18 protein-coding genes are annotated in these 14698 nt (G+C 68.7%); 8 read left to right on the top strand and 10 right to left on the bottom strand.

Annotated elements, in window-relative coordinates; genetic code table 11:
* Positions 1-24: 24 nt before the first annotated feature.
* From G3T36_RS06495 to G3T36_RS06470, 6 genes are all read right to left on the bottom strand, one after another.
* Positions 25-1089, bottom strand: coding sequence for an NAD(P)/FAD-dependent oxidoreductase (locus tag G3T36_RS06495; protein ID WP_163288722.1), 1065 nt, complete (start codon positions 1087-1089; stop codon positions 25-27).
* Positions 1086-1628 carry an isoprenylcysteine carboxyl methyltransferase family protein gene (locus G3T36_RS06490; protein ID WP_163288721.1) on the bottom strand — a complete coding sequence of 181 codons (543 nt, stop codon included), beginning with the start codon at positions 1626-1628 and terminating at the stop codon, positions 1086-1088. The genes G3T36_RS06495 and G3T36_RS06490 overlap by 4 nt, the downstream gene beginning before the upstream one ends.
* A 31-nt stretch (positions 1629-1659) precedes the next feature.
* The gene (locus tag G3T36_RS06485; RefSeq protein WP_163288720.1) at positions 1660-2730 is read right to left on the bottom strand and encodes a 3-oxoacyl-[acyl-carrier-protein] synthase III C-terminal domain-containing protein; all 1071 of its coding nucleotides are present in this window, start codon (positions 2728-2730) and stop codon (positions 1660-1662) included.
* A 12-nt stretch (positions 2731-2742) separates the two neighbouring features.
* Positions 2743-3315 carry a hypothetical protein gene (locus tag G3T36_RS06480; protein WP_163288719.1) on the bottom strand — a complete coding sequence of 191 codons (573 nt, stop codon included), beginning with the start codon at positions 3313-3315 and terminating at the stop codon, positions 2743-2745.
* Between the two features lie 140 nt (positions 3316-3455).
* Entirely contained in the window at positions 3456-3926 is a 471-nt protein-coding gene (locus tag G3T36_RS06475; protein WP_163288718.1) for a DUF3060 domain-containing protein, read from the bottom strand.
* Between the two features lie 171 nt (positions 3927-4097).
* Positions 4098-4430, bottom strand: coding sequence for a YciI family protein (locus tag G3T36_RS06470; RefSeq protein ID WP_163288717.1), 333 nt, complete (start codon positions 4428-4430; stop codon positions 4098-4100).
* Positions 4431-4588: 158 nt separating this feature from the next.
* Between G3T36_RS06470 and G3T36_RS06465 the strand changes: the two genes are divergently transcribed.
* From G3T36_RS06465 to G3T36_RS06455, 3 genes are all read left to right on the top strand, one after another.
* A complete protein-coding gene (locus G3T36_RS06465; protein ID WP_163288716.1) occupies positions 4589-4972 on the top strand; it encodes a nuclear transport factor 2 family protein in 384 nt (127 codons plus the stop codon).
* Between the two features lie 122 nt (positions 4973-5094).
* Complete coding sequence (locus G3T36_RS06460) at positions 5095-5928, top strand: class II glutamine amidotransferase (protein ID WP_163288715.1); 834 nt, start codon at positions 5095-5097, stop codon at positions 5926-5928.
* A 52-nt stretch (positions 5929-5980) separates the two neighbouring features.
* Complete coding sequence (locus G3T36_RS06455; protein ID WP_163288714.1) at positions 5981-7102, top strand: carboxylate-amine ligase; 1122 nt, start codon at positions 5981-5983, stop codon at positions 7100-7102.
* A 7-nt stretch (positions 7103-7109) separates the two neighbouring features.
* Here G3T36_RS06455 and crcB (G3T36_RS06450) read toward each other — a convergent pair whose 3' ends face one another.
* The 3 genes from crcB (G3T36_RS06450) to G3T36_RS06440 are packed head-to-tail and all read right to left on the bottom strand — an operon-like array spanning position 7110 to position 8447.
* Positions 7110-7487 (bottom strand): fluoride efflux transporter CrcB, encoded by a 378-nt coding sequence (gene crcB, locus G3T36_RS06450; protein WP_163288713.1) that lies wholly within the window; start codon positions 7485-7487, stop codon positions 7110-7112.
* Complete coding sequence (crcB, locus tag G3T36_RS06445) at positions 7484-7927, bottom strand: fluoride efflux transporter CrcB (RefSeq protein ID WP_338031485.1); 444 nt, start codon at positions 7925-7927, stop codon at positions 7484-7486. The genes crcB (G3T36_RS06450) and crcB (G3T36_RS06445) overlap by 4 nt, the downstream gene beginning before the upstream one ends.
* A gap of 7 nt (positions 7928-7934) precedes the next feature.
* The gene (locus G3T36_RS06440; protein WP_163288712.1) at positions 7935-8447 is read right to left on the bottom strand and encodes a universal stress protein; all 513 of its coding nucleotides are present in this window, start codon (positions 8445-8447) and stop codon (positions 7935-7937) included.
* A 199-nt stretch (positions 8448-8646) separates the two neighbouring features.
* Between G3T36_RS06440 and G3T36_RS06435 the strand changes: the two genes are divergently transcribed.
* The 5 genes from G3T36_RS06435 to G3T36_RS06415 all read left to right on the top strand — a co-directional run bounded on the left by G3T36_RS06435 (position 8647) and on the right by G3T36_RS06415 (position 11372).
* Positions 8647-9021 carry an ArsR/SmtB family transcription factor gene (locus tag G3T36_RS06435; protein ID WP_163288711.1) on the top strand — a complete coding sequence of 125 codons (375 nt, stop codon included), beginning with the start codon at positions 8647-8649 and terminating at the stop codon, positions 9019-9021.
* The gene (locus G3T36_RS06430; RefSeq protein ID WP_163288710.1) at positions 9018-9503 is read left to right on the top strand and encodes an SRPBCC family protein; all 486 of its coding nucleotides are present in this window, start codon (positions 9018-9020) and stop codon (positions 9501-9503) included. The genes G3T36_RS06435 and G3T36_RS06430 overlap by 4 nt, the downstream gene beginning before the upstream one ends.
* 72 nt (positions 9504-9575) lie before the next feature.
* Positions 9576-10004 carry a phage holin family protein gene (locus tag G3T36_RS06425; protein ID WP_163288709.1) on the top strand — a complete coding sequence of 143 codons (429 nt, stop codon included), beginning with the start codon at positions 9576-9578 and terminating at the stop codon, positions 10002-10004.
* Entirely contained in the window at positions 10001-10276 is a 276-nt protein-coding gene (locus G3T36_RS06420) for a DUF3618 domain-containing protein (RefSeq protein WP_163288708.1), read from the top strand. The genes G3T36_RS06425 and G3T36_RS06420 overlap by 4 nt, the downstream gene beginning before the upstream one ends.
* A 4-nt stretch (positions 10277-10280) precedes the next feature.
* Complete coding sequence (locus G3T36_RS06415) at positions 10281-11372, top strand: YihY/virulence factor BrkB family protein (protein WP_338031484.1); 1092 nt, start codon at positions 10281-10283, stop codon at positions 11370-11372.
* A gap of 185 nt (positions 11373-11557) precedes the next feature.
* On the opposite strand, the gene G3T36_RS06410 is transcribed toward G3T36_RS06415, so the two are convergent.
* Positions 11558-14680 carry an alpha-mannosidase gene (locus tag G3T36_RS06410; RefSeq protein WP_163288707.1) on the bottom strand — a complete coding sequence of 1041 codons (3123 nt, stop codon included), beginning with the start codon at positions 14678-14680 and terminating at the stop codon, positions 11558-11560.
* Between the last annotated feature and the right edge of the window lie 18 nt (positions 14681-14698).

The following is a 14698-nucleotide window of genomic DNA, read 5'->3' as shown; positions in this document are numbered from 1 at the left end:
TGACCGTGCGCGGGAGTGCGCCGCTCAGCGCGCGAGACGATCGACGATCCGCCCGAAGAGCGCCGGGCTCGCCACCGCCGCCGGCACGATCCGCTCGCGCAACGGGGAACGCGCCGCAGCGACGAGAGCACTCGTGAGGATGCGGAAATCGCGCGTGTCGCGTGACCAGGCGCGTTCGTAACGCGAGGGGTCCCCATCCGCGATGCTGTGCACGGCGGAGCGCGCCTGCGCGAAGCCCACACGCAGCCCTTCGCCGGTGAGGGCGTCGACGTACCCGGACGCATCGCCCGCCAGCAGCACCCGACCGGCGACCCTGCGTGTCGTCCGCTGGCGCAACGGCCCGGCACCGCGGGTCGAACTCAGCGCGGCCGCGCCGGCGAGGCGGCGGGAGAGCTCAGGGATGCGGGCGAGCGCTTCATCGAAGTCGACGTGCGGCGGCCCGAGGAGCGCGACCCCGACAGACCCGGCGTCGACGGGCGTGACGTACGCCTCCACGTCCGGCGTCCAATGCACTTCGACGAGATCGTTCCACGGCGCGACCTCGAAATGGCGGCGGATGCCGAACCGCCGCTTCGCCGCACGCACGGGCGGCCGTTCGCATCCGACCAGCCGCCGCACCGTCGAGTGCAAGCCGTCCGCAGCGATCACCCAGGCCGCGCTCGCCCCACCGCCTTCCCAGTCGACGCGCACCCGCCCGTCGCCCTGGGTCAGTGCGCCGACGCGTCCGCGCAGGACGGGGATGCGCAGTTCGGCGACCCGGTCGGCCATTGCCGCGTGCAGCACGGTCCGGCGCACACCGCGCCCGACGTCGCCGTCGAATCGGTGTTCGACGCGCTGGGTCGCGCTGACGTAGGCGATGCCGTGGAAGTCGTGGCCCACGGGGTCGACTCCGAGGCGGTGCAGCGCGGCGAGCGCACCGGGCATCAGGCCTTCGCCGCACGCCTTGTCGATCGGCCCACTGCGCTGCTCGACGACGAGCACGCCGAACCCGGCGGCGCTGGCCTCGATCGCGGCGGCGAGGCCGACCGGCCCTCCACCCACCACGAGCACGTCGGCGTCGAGCGCGCCCGAACCGTGCCCCGTGCTCATCGGACGGAGGTCGCGTGATCCGTCGCAGGTGGGAGCGACGCGAGTGCCGTGTCCTCGCACGGCAGGCGGAACCTGAGCAGCAGCACGGCGTTCAGCACCGTGAAGGTGAGGGCGGTGATCCACCCGGTGTAGATGAGCGGCAGCGCGATCCCCTCGACCACGACGGCCACATAGTTGGGGTGCTTGAACCACCGGTACGGGCCACGATCGACGAGCGGCAGCCCCGGAACCACGATCACCCGCGTGTTCCAGCGCGGCCCCAGCACGGCGATGCACCAGTAGCGAAGAGCCTGGCTCGCGAAGACGAGCACCAGCATCGGCCACCCGAGCCACGGGATGAACGGACGCTGCCCTATCCACACCTCGGCGAGGCAGGCGAGCAGGAATCCGACGTGAAGTGCGATCATCGGCGCAAAATGGCGCCGGCCGTACTCGACGCCGCCTCGCGCGAACGACCACTTGGCGTTGCGTGTGGAGATGATCATTTCGAGGATGCGTTCCAGCCCCGTCGCGAGGATGAGGACCGTGTACCAGATCATGTGGCTGCCCCGATCATGAGTCCGCCCCGGGTCACGCGTCCACCCAGCGCAGCAGGACGAGCTCGGCCGTGACCCCGGGGCCGAGCGCGAAGAGCAGGCCGTTGGTGCCGGCCACAGGATGCGCATCCATCAGCTCCGCCAGGACGTGCAGGACCGCCGCCGACGACAGGTTGCCCACGCGCGCGAGCGACCGCCAGCTGGCGTCCAGCGCGCCATCCGGAAGGTCGAGCGCGCGGGAGAATGCTTCGAGCACTTTCGGGCCACCCGGATGCGCAGCCCAGACGCCCACATCCGCGATCTCGAGTCCGTGCCGGGCGAGAAGGCCGGCGGCGTCATCCGCGAAATTGCGGTCGATCACATCCGGGACACCGGCGCTCAGGACGATGCGGAAACCGGTTCCACCGATATCCCAGCCGATCACATCCTGCGTGTCGGGGTAGATGCGGCTGCGGGTGTCGACCACCTCGGGGCCGCCCATGCCGAGCTGCTGGGCGCGCTGGTCGCCGACCATCACGACGGCTGCCGCGCCGTCGCCGAACAGACCGCTCGCGACGATGTTCGCCATGGAATCGTCGCTCGCCTGCACCGTCAGCGAGCACAGCTCCACCGACAGCAGCACGGCGACCTCGTTCGGATGCCCGACCAGGTAGTCGTGCACGCGGGCGATCCCCGCGGCGCCGGCGACGCATCCGAGCCCGAACGACGGCAGTCGTTTGACGTCGGGCCGGAGGCCCAGCCGCGACACCAGCTGGGCGTCGATCGACGGTGCGGCGATGCCGGTCACGGATGTGAAGAGCAGGAAGTCGACATCGGAGGCGACGAGACCCGCGAGCGCGAGCGCATCCCCGAGCGCCCGTTCGGCGAGAGTGGTGCCTTCGGCGATGAAGAAGTCGTTCGACTCACGGAACGACGCGATCGTGCTGTATTGCTCGAGAGGCATGACCAGGTTGCGTGTCTCGACCCCGCTGGCGGCATGGATGCGCTTCATCACGGCCTGTCGACCGGGATCGGTGGTGATCATGGCCAGCAAGGCCGCAGTGATCTCAGCCTGTGTGTAAGTACGGGCCGGGAGGGCGGGAGCGACCGCCACGATTCGGGTCACAAGCGCAACGTATCATTTCTGACTCGACAACGCTGCGACGACCTTGACGGCGTCGGCCCAGTACGCCGTGTAGTAGTTCGGATCGGCGTTGACCTGCACAGCGTGCGCGGCCTCCGCGGGAGTGAGGCTCTTCCAGTCGGGCAGGTTGACCAGCTTCGTGAAGAAGTTCGTGGCAGCGGTGTACGGATCCATCCGGTCGGCGAGCGTTCCCCAGGCGCCGTTGTCGCGTTGCTGGAAGATGCCGCGGCTGTCAGGGCCGGCGGCGTCGCCGTAGTTCAGGTTGTGCAGGCCGGACTCCCCCATCGCCGTCATGACGCCGATCGCTTGGGTGTGCGTCCCGATCCCGAGGTTGCGGGCCGCATTGATGATGTGCGCAGCATTCACGAGCTGGTCCTGGCAGTAGCCGGCGATCGGGCCGGCCGGGACCCGGATGGTGCCGACGGTGACAGTGGGAGCAGCCGGACACGTCACGGCGACCGCTTTGGCGGGATTCTGCGAGAGCAGTGCAGGGATGACGGACGCGCCGGCGACGATCAGCATGGCCGCGACGATCACGGCGACGAGCGTTCCGAACAGTCTGCGCATCGGCTCTCCCCCATCCGGTCTGGTACGCGGTCGCCTCTCAGAAGGGGAAACTATCGATGCGGGATGCGCGCGCTCTATGGATCGGCTGGGAAGACGCGGTGGGCCGTCGGTGCGCCCGGGCGGGTCACAGTGGGAGCGCGCTACTGCGGGTTGCCGTTGACCGTGTTGTTGCTGCCGCGCACGCGCACGCTCGGTCCGCCGCTGAACGAGACGTCGTTGCGGGACCCTTCGATGCGCACCGTGCTGCTCACGCCGCCCGCCTTCACGACGTTTCTCGAGCCGTACACCTCGAGCCAGTCCGCGTCACCGGAGGTGACCATGTTGTTCGAACCGGTCAGGATGAGGTCGCCCACGTTGCCCGAGACGGTCACGGTCAGGCCGTCGCCCTGCAGGATCAGCTCACCGCCCGACGCCTTGATGTTCACGGTGACGTCGTCGCGGGAGACGTGCAGCACCTGGCCGTCGCGCACGAAACCCGTGACCGGCCCTTCCGACGCCGTGGGCGCGACAACGGTCTGGTCTTTCGAGTCGGTCGACGTACAGGCGGAGACGCCGGTGACGACGAAGAAGGCGGCCGCAGCCGCTGCCATGAGCTTCGACGATCTACGCATTCCAGAACCCCTCTGTGGACGCCTGCAACCACGGTAGCGTCAACGCGCGGAAACACGAATGGACGCGGCACATCCGGCCGCGCAATACAAGTGTTTCCGGTGCTTCCTGCCCGGTGTCTGCGCGAGCGGGCGGGCCGTGCACACGCACCAGGCACGGCCCGCCGGCTCAGCTCACTCGAACGGCCAGATCGCACGCACCTCGATACGGCCGAACCGCGCCATCGGGTGACGCGACGCGATCTCGACGGCCTGGTCCATGCTGTCGCAGTCGAGCACGTCGTACCCGGCGATCCACTCCTTGGTCTCCGTGAACGGGCCGTCGGTCACCTCCAGGCGTCCGCGCCGGATGCGCACGATCTTCGCATCCTGCGGCGGGCGCAGCCGGTCTCCGTGACCCCGGATCCCCTTCTTCTCGAGGTCGTCGACCCACTCGCCGATGTTGTCGAACTGGGGGTCGTACGGCTCGGCGTCCGGGTCGTTCGTGATCAAGAGCATGTATTCCATGTCGTCCTCCTTGTCGTAGACGTTACGTGGGAACGTCGAACGGCCGCACGACGAATTCGACTAACACGGCCAAATCTTTCATTCGGTTCGAGCAGCGGCCTTCCACCGGTTTGAGAAGCGGATGTTCGTGGGAGGTCCAAAGGGCGTATAACGGTCGCATGAGCGATGCGATTGCGACGTGGATCGACGGGTACCGGCGGGCGTGGGAGTCGAATGATCCCGACGACATCCGCGCGCTTTTCACCGAGGATGCGTCGTACCGCACCGAGCCTTTCGCCGACCCGTGGGTCGGCCATCTCGAGATCGTCGAAGGCTGGCTGGATGCGCAGGATGAACCCGGCGCCGCCGACTTCGAGTGGCGTGCACTCGGTCGCGACGGCTCGCTGGTGTTCGTCGAAGGCGTCACCGAGTACCACGCCGGCCCGACCTACAGCAATCTGTGGGTCATCCGCCTCGAACCGGATGGACGCGCGAGCGAGTTCACCGAGTGGTGGATGGACCAGACCGACTCTTCCGACGTCTCCGACTCGGAAGAGGAGTGAGGGTCATTCGATTCGGGTGATGCCCGGCCCGAAAACGCTCGGTTACGCTTCGGGCACAGCCCGCTTGAAGCACGTGCGATACGGGTTCGTGTTGGCGGGCACAACCATGAAGGCGGTGGAAGATGTGTCGTTGGCTGGCCTATTCAGGGGAGCCGTTGGTCCCGGCGGAAGTGATCCTCAACACTGAGCATTCACTTGTGGCGCAATCGCTGAATTCTCCTTTGGGCAAAGAGACCGTGAATGGGGACGGTTTCGGTTTCGGCTGGTATCCGACAGGCACCCCGGGCGCCAACCCCGCCTTGTTCCACAGCACGGAGCCGGCGTGGAACGACGAGAACCTCCGTGAACTGACCAGCACGATCGAGAGCCCGCTCTTCTTCAGTCACGTGCGGGCGGCGGCCGGGCCGCCCATCCAGCAGTCGAACTGCCACCCGTTCCGGTACGAGAACTGGCTGTTCATGCACAACGGCTACCTGAAGGATTTCCACAAGGTGAAGCGCGATCTCACGTTCGCCGTCGACCCGTCGCTGTATCCGCGCATCATGGGCACCACCGACTCGGAGGCGCTCTTCCACCTCGCACTGACGCTGGGGCTGGTCGACGACCCGGTCGACGCGATGGCCAAAGCGATCCGGATGGTGGAAGAGGTCGGTCACGACCACGGAATCGACTTCCCGATGCAGGGAACCATCGCTATCTCGGACGGAGCGACGGTGTGGGCGTTCCGGTACTCGACGCAGGGCCGGAGTCGCACCCTCTTCCACTCGGCGGACATGGGAACCCTGCAGGAGATGTACCCCGACATCGAGCGCCTGCGCTCATTCGGCAAGCGAGCGCGAGTCATCGTCTCCGAGCCGCTCAACGACCTGCCCGGCCTGTTCCTGGAGGTACCCGAGTCGAGCGTCTCCGTCCTGGATGCCTCCGGCTACTCGACCGAACCGTTCCTCCAGTCGTAATCATGGACCGCTCGCTGACCAGGACCGGCCGAAGCCGGCTCCCCTCGCGCCGATGAGGACTCTCGGCGTCGAGGAGGAGCTGCTCCTGGTCGACGAGCGCACAGGCATCCCCATGGCGGTCGCCCCGCAGGCGGTCGCCGACGCACCCGACTGGGCGGCATCGACCTCCGGGCCCGGGGTGGAAGAGGAGTTCAAGGAGGAGATGCTGGAGGCCCAGACCCGACCTCACGAGTCCGCTGCCGACCTGTTCGACGAGATCGTGGCCGGCCGGGCGCTGGCGGACCGTCTCGTGAAGCCGTACGGGGCGCGCGCCGTGGCCCTGGCGATGTCCCCGATGTCGTTCGTGCCGCATCCGACCCGCGAACCGCGGTACGGGACGATGATGGAGCGTTACGGCGCGACGGCGCGCAACGTGCTCGTGTGCGGCTGCCACGTGCACGTCGGGATCGACTCGCGGGATGAGGGTGTCGCGGTCATGGACCGCATCCGCAACTGGCTTCCCGTGATCCTCGCCCTCAGCGCCAACTCGCCCTTCGCCAACGGCGACGACACCGGCTACGCCAGTTACCGTTTCGCGGCCTGGCACCAGTGGCAGAGCGCTGGTCCGACGGAAGTGTTCGGGTCGGTCGCCGCCTACGAGGAGTTCGAACGCATCCTCGTCGCCACCGAGGTCATCCTCGACCGGCGCATGATCTACCTCGACGCCCGGCTCCCCCACCAGCTCCCGACCGTGGAGGTGCGGATCGCCGACGTCTGCCTCGACCCGCGCGACACGATCGTGCTGGCCGCCCTCATCCGTGCGCTCGTCGACACCGCCGTCGACGAGTGGCAACACGACGTCGCCCCGGTGGCGGTGCCCGCTGCGGCCCTTCGGCTGGCCGAGTGGCAGGCAGCCCTCACCGGGGCGGCCGGGCGCCTGCCGCATCCGGAGCACGGGCGCGGGGGAACCGCGGCGGATGCGGTGGCGGCCCTCGTCGCACACGTCGACCGGGCGCTGGGGGCGAACGGCGACCGCGAGCTCGTTCGGTCCGGCCTGAAGCGGATGCTCGAGAACGGCGGTGGTGCCGGCATCCAGCGGCGGGCGTTCGGTGTGCGGGGCAGTCTGCTGGACGTCGTGACGGATGCGCTCCGCGTGACCCACGCGCAGGAAGCGGCGGGCCACGGGACCGGGTAGGCCGCTCTCAGAACAAGGAACCGAGCCACAGGCCGAGGCCGGCCGCGAGGAGGGCGAGGACGAGCATCCCGAACCCGTTGACGAGCGCCGCACGGTACCGGCGCTGCTGCGCGAGACGCACCGTCTCGTAGCTGGCCGTGCTGAATGTCGTGTAACCGCCGAGGAATCCCGTGCCGAGAACCACGCGCCACTCCGTTGGCAGCCCGTGCGCGAGGGCGAGCGCCGTGACGAGCCCGAGCAGGAACGAGCCGGTCACGTTGATGATGGTGGTCCCGATCGGGAACGCGATCGCGATGCGACTGCGCAGGAAGCCGTCGAAGACGAGGCGAGCGACAGCCCCGAGGCCACCCGCAACGGCGACGGCGACCACGAGGAGCGGCGTCACTCGTCACCGCCGATCACCGAGGAGCGCCCGGGACCGACCGACCCGTGGTGCCACGCCGCCAGCGCGATCCCGGCAAGCGAGGCGAGCGCACCGACCAGGATGGTCGCGACGGCATAGCTGAGACTGCCGGCCAGATTGTTCGACGTCAGCAACCCATCGGTGTCGACGGCGAACGCGCTGTAGGTCGTGAAGCCGCCCAGGATGCCGGTGCCGATGAAGAGGCGCAGGTTGCGACGGATGCCCTCGTCGGGTCCGCGCAGCGCGAGCGCTTCGAGCAGCACACCCAGCACGAACGCGCCGGAGACGTTGATCAGGAAGGTGCCGAGCGGCAGGCCGAGCCACGGCGGGATGACGGCCGAGATCAGGTAGCGTGCGGTCGTTCCGAGCGCCCCGCCGATGAAGACCAGTCCGATGTAGCGCCAGTGGAGATGGATGGGCACGCCGTGGTCACTCCCACGGCAGCTTCTCGCCCTTCGTCAGCGGCGCGAGAGGCACGACGATGACGGGGCGGTGCTGGCGGTGGGCGAGATGCACGGCGACGGAGCCGTTGAAGAATTCGCGAAGGCTCCCCCGGAATCCGGCTTCGCGCGTTCCGACCACGATGTAGCGGGCGTCGATCTGGTCGGCGAGACGCGTCAGCGCCCAGGCGGGGTCGCCGGCGAGCTGCTCGAGCGAGTAGCGCACACCCTTCGGTTCGAGGACCGCCCGGATGTTCGCGGCGAGCTCCGCATCGAAGGTGGCTTTCTCCACTTCGGGGAGGTCCGGGTCGTACGGGAGGGCGACGACGCTGCCGTCGACGTAGCTGGAGACCAGATAGCGGTTGACGTCGACGTTGGCGCAGACGAGGTGGACGTCGAGGTCGTCGGCCAGGGCTGCGGCGTGTTCGATCACCGTTGTCGGCTGGCCCGGGACCACGGCGACGATGATTCCGCCGCGCTGTTCGCCGTTGTTCGCGCTCATGAGGGGCCTCTCCCTGGCATTCCGCCGTTCCGCCGGCTTTCGCCGCTGGGTCAAGTGTGTCAAAGGCGGGGCTGTGAGCAAAGCAGGCGCGGTTCGGGTGTTGACACTCGCCGGCGGCAGTCGTAACGTGATAGTCAACACATTAGTTGATAAAGAAATGTGTTGATTATAAATCGACATCGACGATACGGACAGGTCAATGATCACGGATGCGGCTGCCGACGACCACCTCGACCGGGCGTTCCTCGCCCTGGCCGACCCGGTGCGTCGTGCGATCATCGCCCGCCTCTCCCGAGGTGAGGCGACGGTCAACGAGCTCGCCGAGCCCTTCGCGATCACCAAGCAGGCGATCTCGCGGCACATCCAGGTGCTCGAGACCGCAGGACTGATCACCCGAACACGCGACGGTCAGCGCCGTCCGTGCCACCTCGATCCGGCCGCCCTCGAAGCACTGACCGCCTGGATCGACACCTACCGGCTCGTCGCCGAGCGCCGCTTCCGCGCACTCGACGGCGTGCTCGCCGACCTGAAAGAGGCCGACCTCACCGAGAAGAAGAAGGAGAAGGAGAAATGAGCACCACGCAGAACCCCACCACCATCACCGCAGAGCCCGGGACGCCCTTCGTCGACCTCGTGCGCGAATTCGACGCGACGCCCGACCAGGTCTTCCGCGCATCCACCGACCCCGCACTCGTCGCACAATGGCTCGGTCCGCGCGAGATGGAGATGATCATCGACGAATACGACGTGCGCAACGGCGGCCGGTATCGCTACATCCACCGCAACCCCGACGGCGACGAGTTCGCGTTCCGAGGCGTGTTCCATTCGGTGGAGCCGGCAACCCGTGTCATCCAGACCTTCGAATGGGAGGGCGCGCCCGGGCAGGTGTCCCTCGAGACCGCGACCTACGAAGACCTCGGCGGTCGTACCCGTCTGCACACCCACTCCGTCTTCCCCTCCATCGAAACACGCGACGCCATGATCGAGTCCGGGATGGAGCGCGGCGTGCGGGACTCGATGGACAGGCTCGCCGAACTGGTCGCAGCACAGGGTTAGCAGGCACCCGCCGGGGGTAGTCGAAACCGGCGGAGTGGCGTAGGTTCGCGGCAGGACGACGAACGGAGACCGATGAGCGACAAGCCACCGCTGCCCCGCGAACGCCGCCGCACCACCACGGGCCTCCGCCCTCTGTCGGTGCTGGTCCGCGACCTGGTCGCCGAGATCCGACGGCTGATCGCCGCAGAGTTCGCGCTGTTCAAGGCGGAGATGACCGCGAAGGCGAAGGAGGCGGGCGTCGGGGTCGGACTCCTCGTGGCCGCCCTCGTCTTCGTCTTCTTCGCCCTGGCGGCGCTGGTCACGACAGCCGTCCTCGCCTTCGCCCTGATCGTCCCCGCGTGGCTCGCCGCCCTCATCGTCGCGGGGATCCTGCTGCTCATAGCCGGCATCGCCATCCTCATCGGAGTGGTCAGCCTCAAGAAGGTTCCCCCGATCATCCCGGAAGAGACGGTGGAGAGCCTCCGCGAAGACGTGCGGGCGCTGAAAGGGGACCGCCCGTGACCCAGGACAACCCGCCTGCCGTTCCGGCCGTGCCGAGCATTTCGCGACCGCCGCTTCCGCCTGACGCCGGGGTGCACAGTCTCCAGCTCGACATCGACCAGACACGGGACGAACTCGCGGCGACCCTCGACGACCTCTTCGCCACGTTCAACCCGGCTGTGCAGATCCGCTCGCATCCGGTGCTGTTCGCGTCACTCTTCCTCGCCGCCGTGGCCGCGGCGACCGGCGCCGTCCTGACCTTCCGGCGCGGACGGGCCCGTGCGCGCCGCTGAAACCGTGCGTGCCGCTGAAACCGTGCGCGACGCCGGCTCCGTGCGCGACCGTGGCAGCTCGCGCGGCACCGGCGCAGCATCCGGATCCGAGGCCGGGAACGCGCATCCGGTGCCCTGGAACGAACTGCCGTTGGCCTTCATCCTGCGCCGTACCTTACGGAGCTTCGGCCGGCACCAGTGCACCGACCTGGCCGCCGGGCTCACCTACTTCGCCGTGCTCTCGCTCTTCCCGGCGCTGCTCGCGCTCGTCTCGATCCTCGGCCTGGTCGGGCAGAGCCAGAAGGGGATCGACGCCCTCTTCGCGATCGTCGCACAGCTCGCGCCCGGCGCCGCACTCGACACCGTGAAAAGGCCGATCGAACAGCTGGCCTCCTCCCCCGCCACCGGGCTGGCCCTCGTCATCGGGATCGTCGGCGCGATCTGGTCGGCATCCGGCTACGTCGGCGCGTTCGGGCGGGCGGTCAACCACATCTACGGCGTCCAGGAGGGCCGCACGATCTGGAAGCTGCGTCCGGTGCAGCTGGGCGTCACGATCGCGACACTCCTGCTGGTGTCGCTCATGGCGGTTCTGCTCGTGATCTCCGGACCCATCGCGACAGCCATCGGCGACGCCCTCGGTCTGGGAGACACGGTCCAGGTCGTCTGGTCGGTCCTCAAATGGCCTGTGCTGATCGTCGCGGTGATGGTGCTGACCGCGCTGCTCTACTACGCGACCCCCAATGTGCGGCTGCCGCGATTCCGGATGCTCACGTTCGGGTCGACCGCGGCCATCATCGTCCTCGGTGTGGCGTCGGCGCTGTTCGGCCTCTACGTCGCGAACTTCGGCAACTACAACCGCACGTACGGTTCGCTCGCGGGGATCATCATCTTCCTGCTCTGGATGTGGATCGCGAACGTGGCCCTGCTGCTCGGCGCGGAACTGGACGTCGAAGTCGAGCGCGCCCGCGAACTGACGGCGGGAATCGAAGCGGATGAGGGGGTGCGGCTTCCGCTCAAATCGAGTGCGGCGATCGTGAAGGCGCAGGATGCGGTGGCGGCCGACCTGCTCGCGTCTCGCGAGGTGCGCAGGCGCTTCGCCCGCGCCCGCAAGTCCTGACGCGCCCGGCTCTCGCTCGCTCTAGCCCGGTTCTCGCTCGCCTCCCGCCCGGCTGACGCTCGCCTCCCGCCCGAGGATCGCTCACTTGTCGGGAGTGGCCGCTCTGAGCCGTGCCAAAACGGCCACGTGTGCCAAGTCAACGAGCCTCGCGTGGGAGTCACGACCGGGCGAGCGTCGCGTGGGAGTCATGACCGCGCGAAGCGCAGGGTGACGAGCTGGAAGGGGCGCAGCTCGAGAGGGACGCGGGCGGGCGAGCCGGCGGTGGCGCCGGCGACCGCCGACGGGGCGACCTCCTGCTCGTGCAGGTCGGTTTCGACGACGACAGCGAACGGGAAGCGGATGACGAGGCCGGCGGATGCGCGCGCCCCATGTGACTCGTAGAGCCGCACCACCACATCCCCCGAGCGGTCCTCCGCGAGTTTGACGGTCTCGATGACGACGGCCGGGTTGTCGCTGGAGACGATCGGCTCGATGGCGGATGCCGGTCCCGCGACCGCGCGCAGCGGCAGGTTCAGCCGGTACCCCTCCTCGATCGCCTCCCCGACACCGCCGACGACGAGGGATGACCGCAGCGTGTGCATCCCCTGGTCTGCTTCGGGGTCGGGGAACAGCGGCGCCCGCAGGAGCGTCTGGCGCACAACGGAGTACGTGCCCCCACCGGCCCGCTCGTGCCTGGTGATGTCGTGACCGTAGGTGGAGTCGTTGGCGACCGCGATGCCGAATCCCGCATCCGCCACGTGCACCCAGCGGTGCGCTGACGTCTCGAAACGGGCGGCATCCCAGCTGGTGTTGGTGTGCGTCGGCCGCACGATGTGGCCGAACTGGATCTCGGATGCGGCGGATGCGGTGTGCACGTCGACCGGGAAGGCGAGTTTGAGCATCCGCTGCCGTTCATGCCAATCGACGTCCGTGGTCAGGTCGAGCGCGGCAGAGCGGGCGGACAGCGCGATCGTCTGGGTGACAGTGGATGCGCCGAAGCTGCGGGTGATGCGCACGGCGACCCGTTCATCCGTCTCCTCGGTGACCTCGAACTCCATGACCTCGAGCGCGTCGACGCCGGTGATGGGCTCGCCGGTGCGGCGGTAGTCGAGGTCGATGTCCCAGGCGTCCCAGTTGCGCGGGGTGTCGCGGAACAGCTGCAGCAGGTTGGCCCGCTCGCCGGTCGGCACGACCTCGCGACCGGATGCGACGTCGACGAGGGAGTCGATGAGGCCGTCGGAGTCGATGCCTACGCGAAGGCGATCGTTCGCCAGCACGAGCCCGCCGCTGGTCTGTTCGACGCGTGCCCGGCCACCGGTCGCGCGGGGACCTGCGCCGAACGCCGGCACCCCGTCGACGGGGAGCGGGGACGCGTTGAAGACGATGCCCGCGCCGGCCTGGGGCACGTGGCCCGCACCCGGCTCGGCCGCGCCCGCACCGGATTCGTCGCCGGCCCCGGGCACGCCGCCCGCCTCGGCGAGAGCACCGACGGCCTCGCCGATCAGCCGCTCCAGCTTCTCGCCCACGATCCGGTAGTTCTCGACGGCCTGGTCGTGCACCCAGCCGATCGACGACCCGGGGAGGATGTCGTGGAACTGCTGCAGCAGCACGGTCTGCCATGCATCCCGCAGGTCGGCGTACGGGTACGGGCGACCGAGGCGGATGGCCGCCGTCGCGCACCACAGTTCCGCCTCGTGGAGCAGGGCCTCGCTTCTCCGGTTGCCACGTTTCGTCCGGGCCTGGGAGGTGTACGTTCCGCGGTGGAGTTCGAGGTAGAGCTCCCCCGCCCACACCGACGGATCCGCGAGTTCTGCGCGGGCCACGTCGAAGAATTCGGCGGGCGACGCCATCCGCACGGTCGGGGAGCCCTCCAGGGAGCGGGTGCGGTGCGCGGCCGCGACCATCTCGCGGGTCGGGCCGCCCCCACCGTCGCCGAACCCGAACGGAACGAGCGAGGTGTTCGCCCGGCCCTTGTCCGCGAAGTTCTGTTCGGCGTGGGCCAGCTCGGCGCCCGAGAGCATCGCGTTGTAGGTGTCGACCGGCGGGAAGTGCGCGAAGATACGCGAACCGTCGATGCCCTCCCACAGGAATGTGTGGTGGGGGAAGCGGTTCGTCTCGTTCCACGAGATCTTCTGCGAGAGGAAGTTCTCGGCCCCCGCGGCGCGCGCGATCTGCGGCAGGGCGGCGGTATACCCGAACGTGTCGGGCAGCCACACCTCGCGGGGATGCACCCCGAACTCCTCCACGAAGAACCGCGTGCCCTCGACGAACTGACGCGCGAGCGCCTCGGCGCCGACCAGGTTGGTGTCGGATTCGACCCACATCCCGCCGACCGGCACGAACCGGCCTTCGGCGACACGGACCCGGATGCGTTCGAAGAGCTCGGGGTAGAACCGCTTCATCCACGCGTACTGCTGCGCCGACGATGCGGCGAACACGAAGTCGGGGTCCTGATCCATCAGGTCGAGCACGTTCGAGAACGTTCGCGCAACCTTGCGGATCGTCTCGCGCACCGGCCACAGCCACGCCGAATCGATGTGGGCGTGGCCGACGGCGAAGACGCGGTGGGCGCTCGCAGCCGCGGGGGCCTCTAGTGCGGCGCGGAGTGCGGCGCGGCCCTGCGAGGCGGTGGCCGATACGTCGAACGGATCGACCGCATCCGCCATCGCCTCGAGCGCAGCGAAGACCTGGGCCCGGCGTGGTGAGGTCGGCGCCAGCTGCGACGCCAGGCCCTGCAGGGTCCACGCATCCTGGATGAGCTCCCAGACCTCGCCGTCGCGCTGCACGAGCTCGATCCGTCGCAGAGCGTAGAGGGGGTCCGCCGGTGCGGTCGCCTTGCGGCCGAACGGCGTCGGCCGGAACTCGACGAAGCCGTGGCCGATATCGGGATTGGCGGCCGCTTCGATGAACACCTCGACGTCCTCACCGGGCGCCGCCGCCAGGCGAACGTAGCCGTTGAGCGGCTCGATCGCTTTGAGGATGCTGCCGTCACTGGCGTAGACGAGACCTTCGGCCTGGAAGCCGGCCTGCGCTCCGGTGAAACCGAGGTCGACGACCAGTTCGACATCGCCGGACGCGGCCCAGTCGGCCGGGACCGTCCCGGTCACCCGGAACCAGACGGTCCCCCAGGGCCGCCCCCACGCCTGCCCGATCGAAAACGGAGCGAACGGATTGCCGACGGCCTGCGCAAACGGCACCGGCTCATCCGGCACCTCCCACGCTTCGACGGTGACGGATGCGCGGGCCCGCTCGACAGCCGGAGCCAGCCGCTCCCGCACCAGCCGTTCGACACGCTGCTCGACGATGCGCGAGGAATCCTGTCCGGTCATAGACGGAGTCTAGGGTTC

The sequence above is a fragment of the Leifsonia tongyongensis genome, from assembly GCF_010686705.1.
Lineage (GTDB): Bacteria > Actinomycetota > Actinomycetes > Actinomycetales > Microbacteriaceae > Diaminobutyricibacter > Diaminobutyricibacter tongyongensis.
This window is presented reverse-complemented; position numbering and strand designations above follow the sequence as displayed.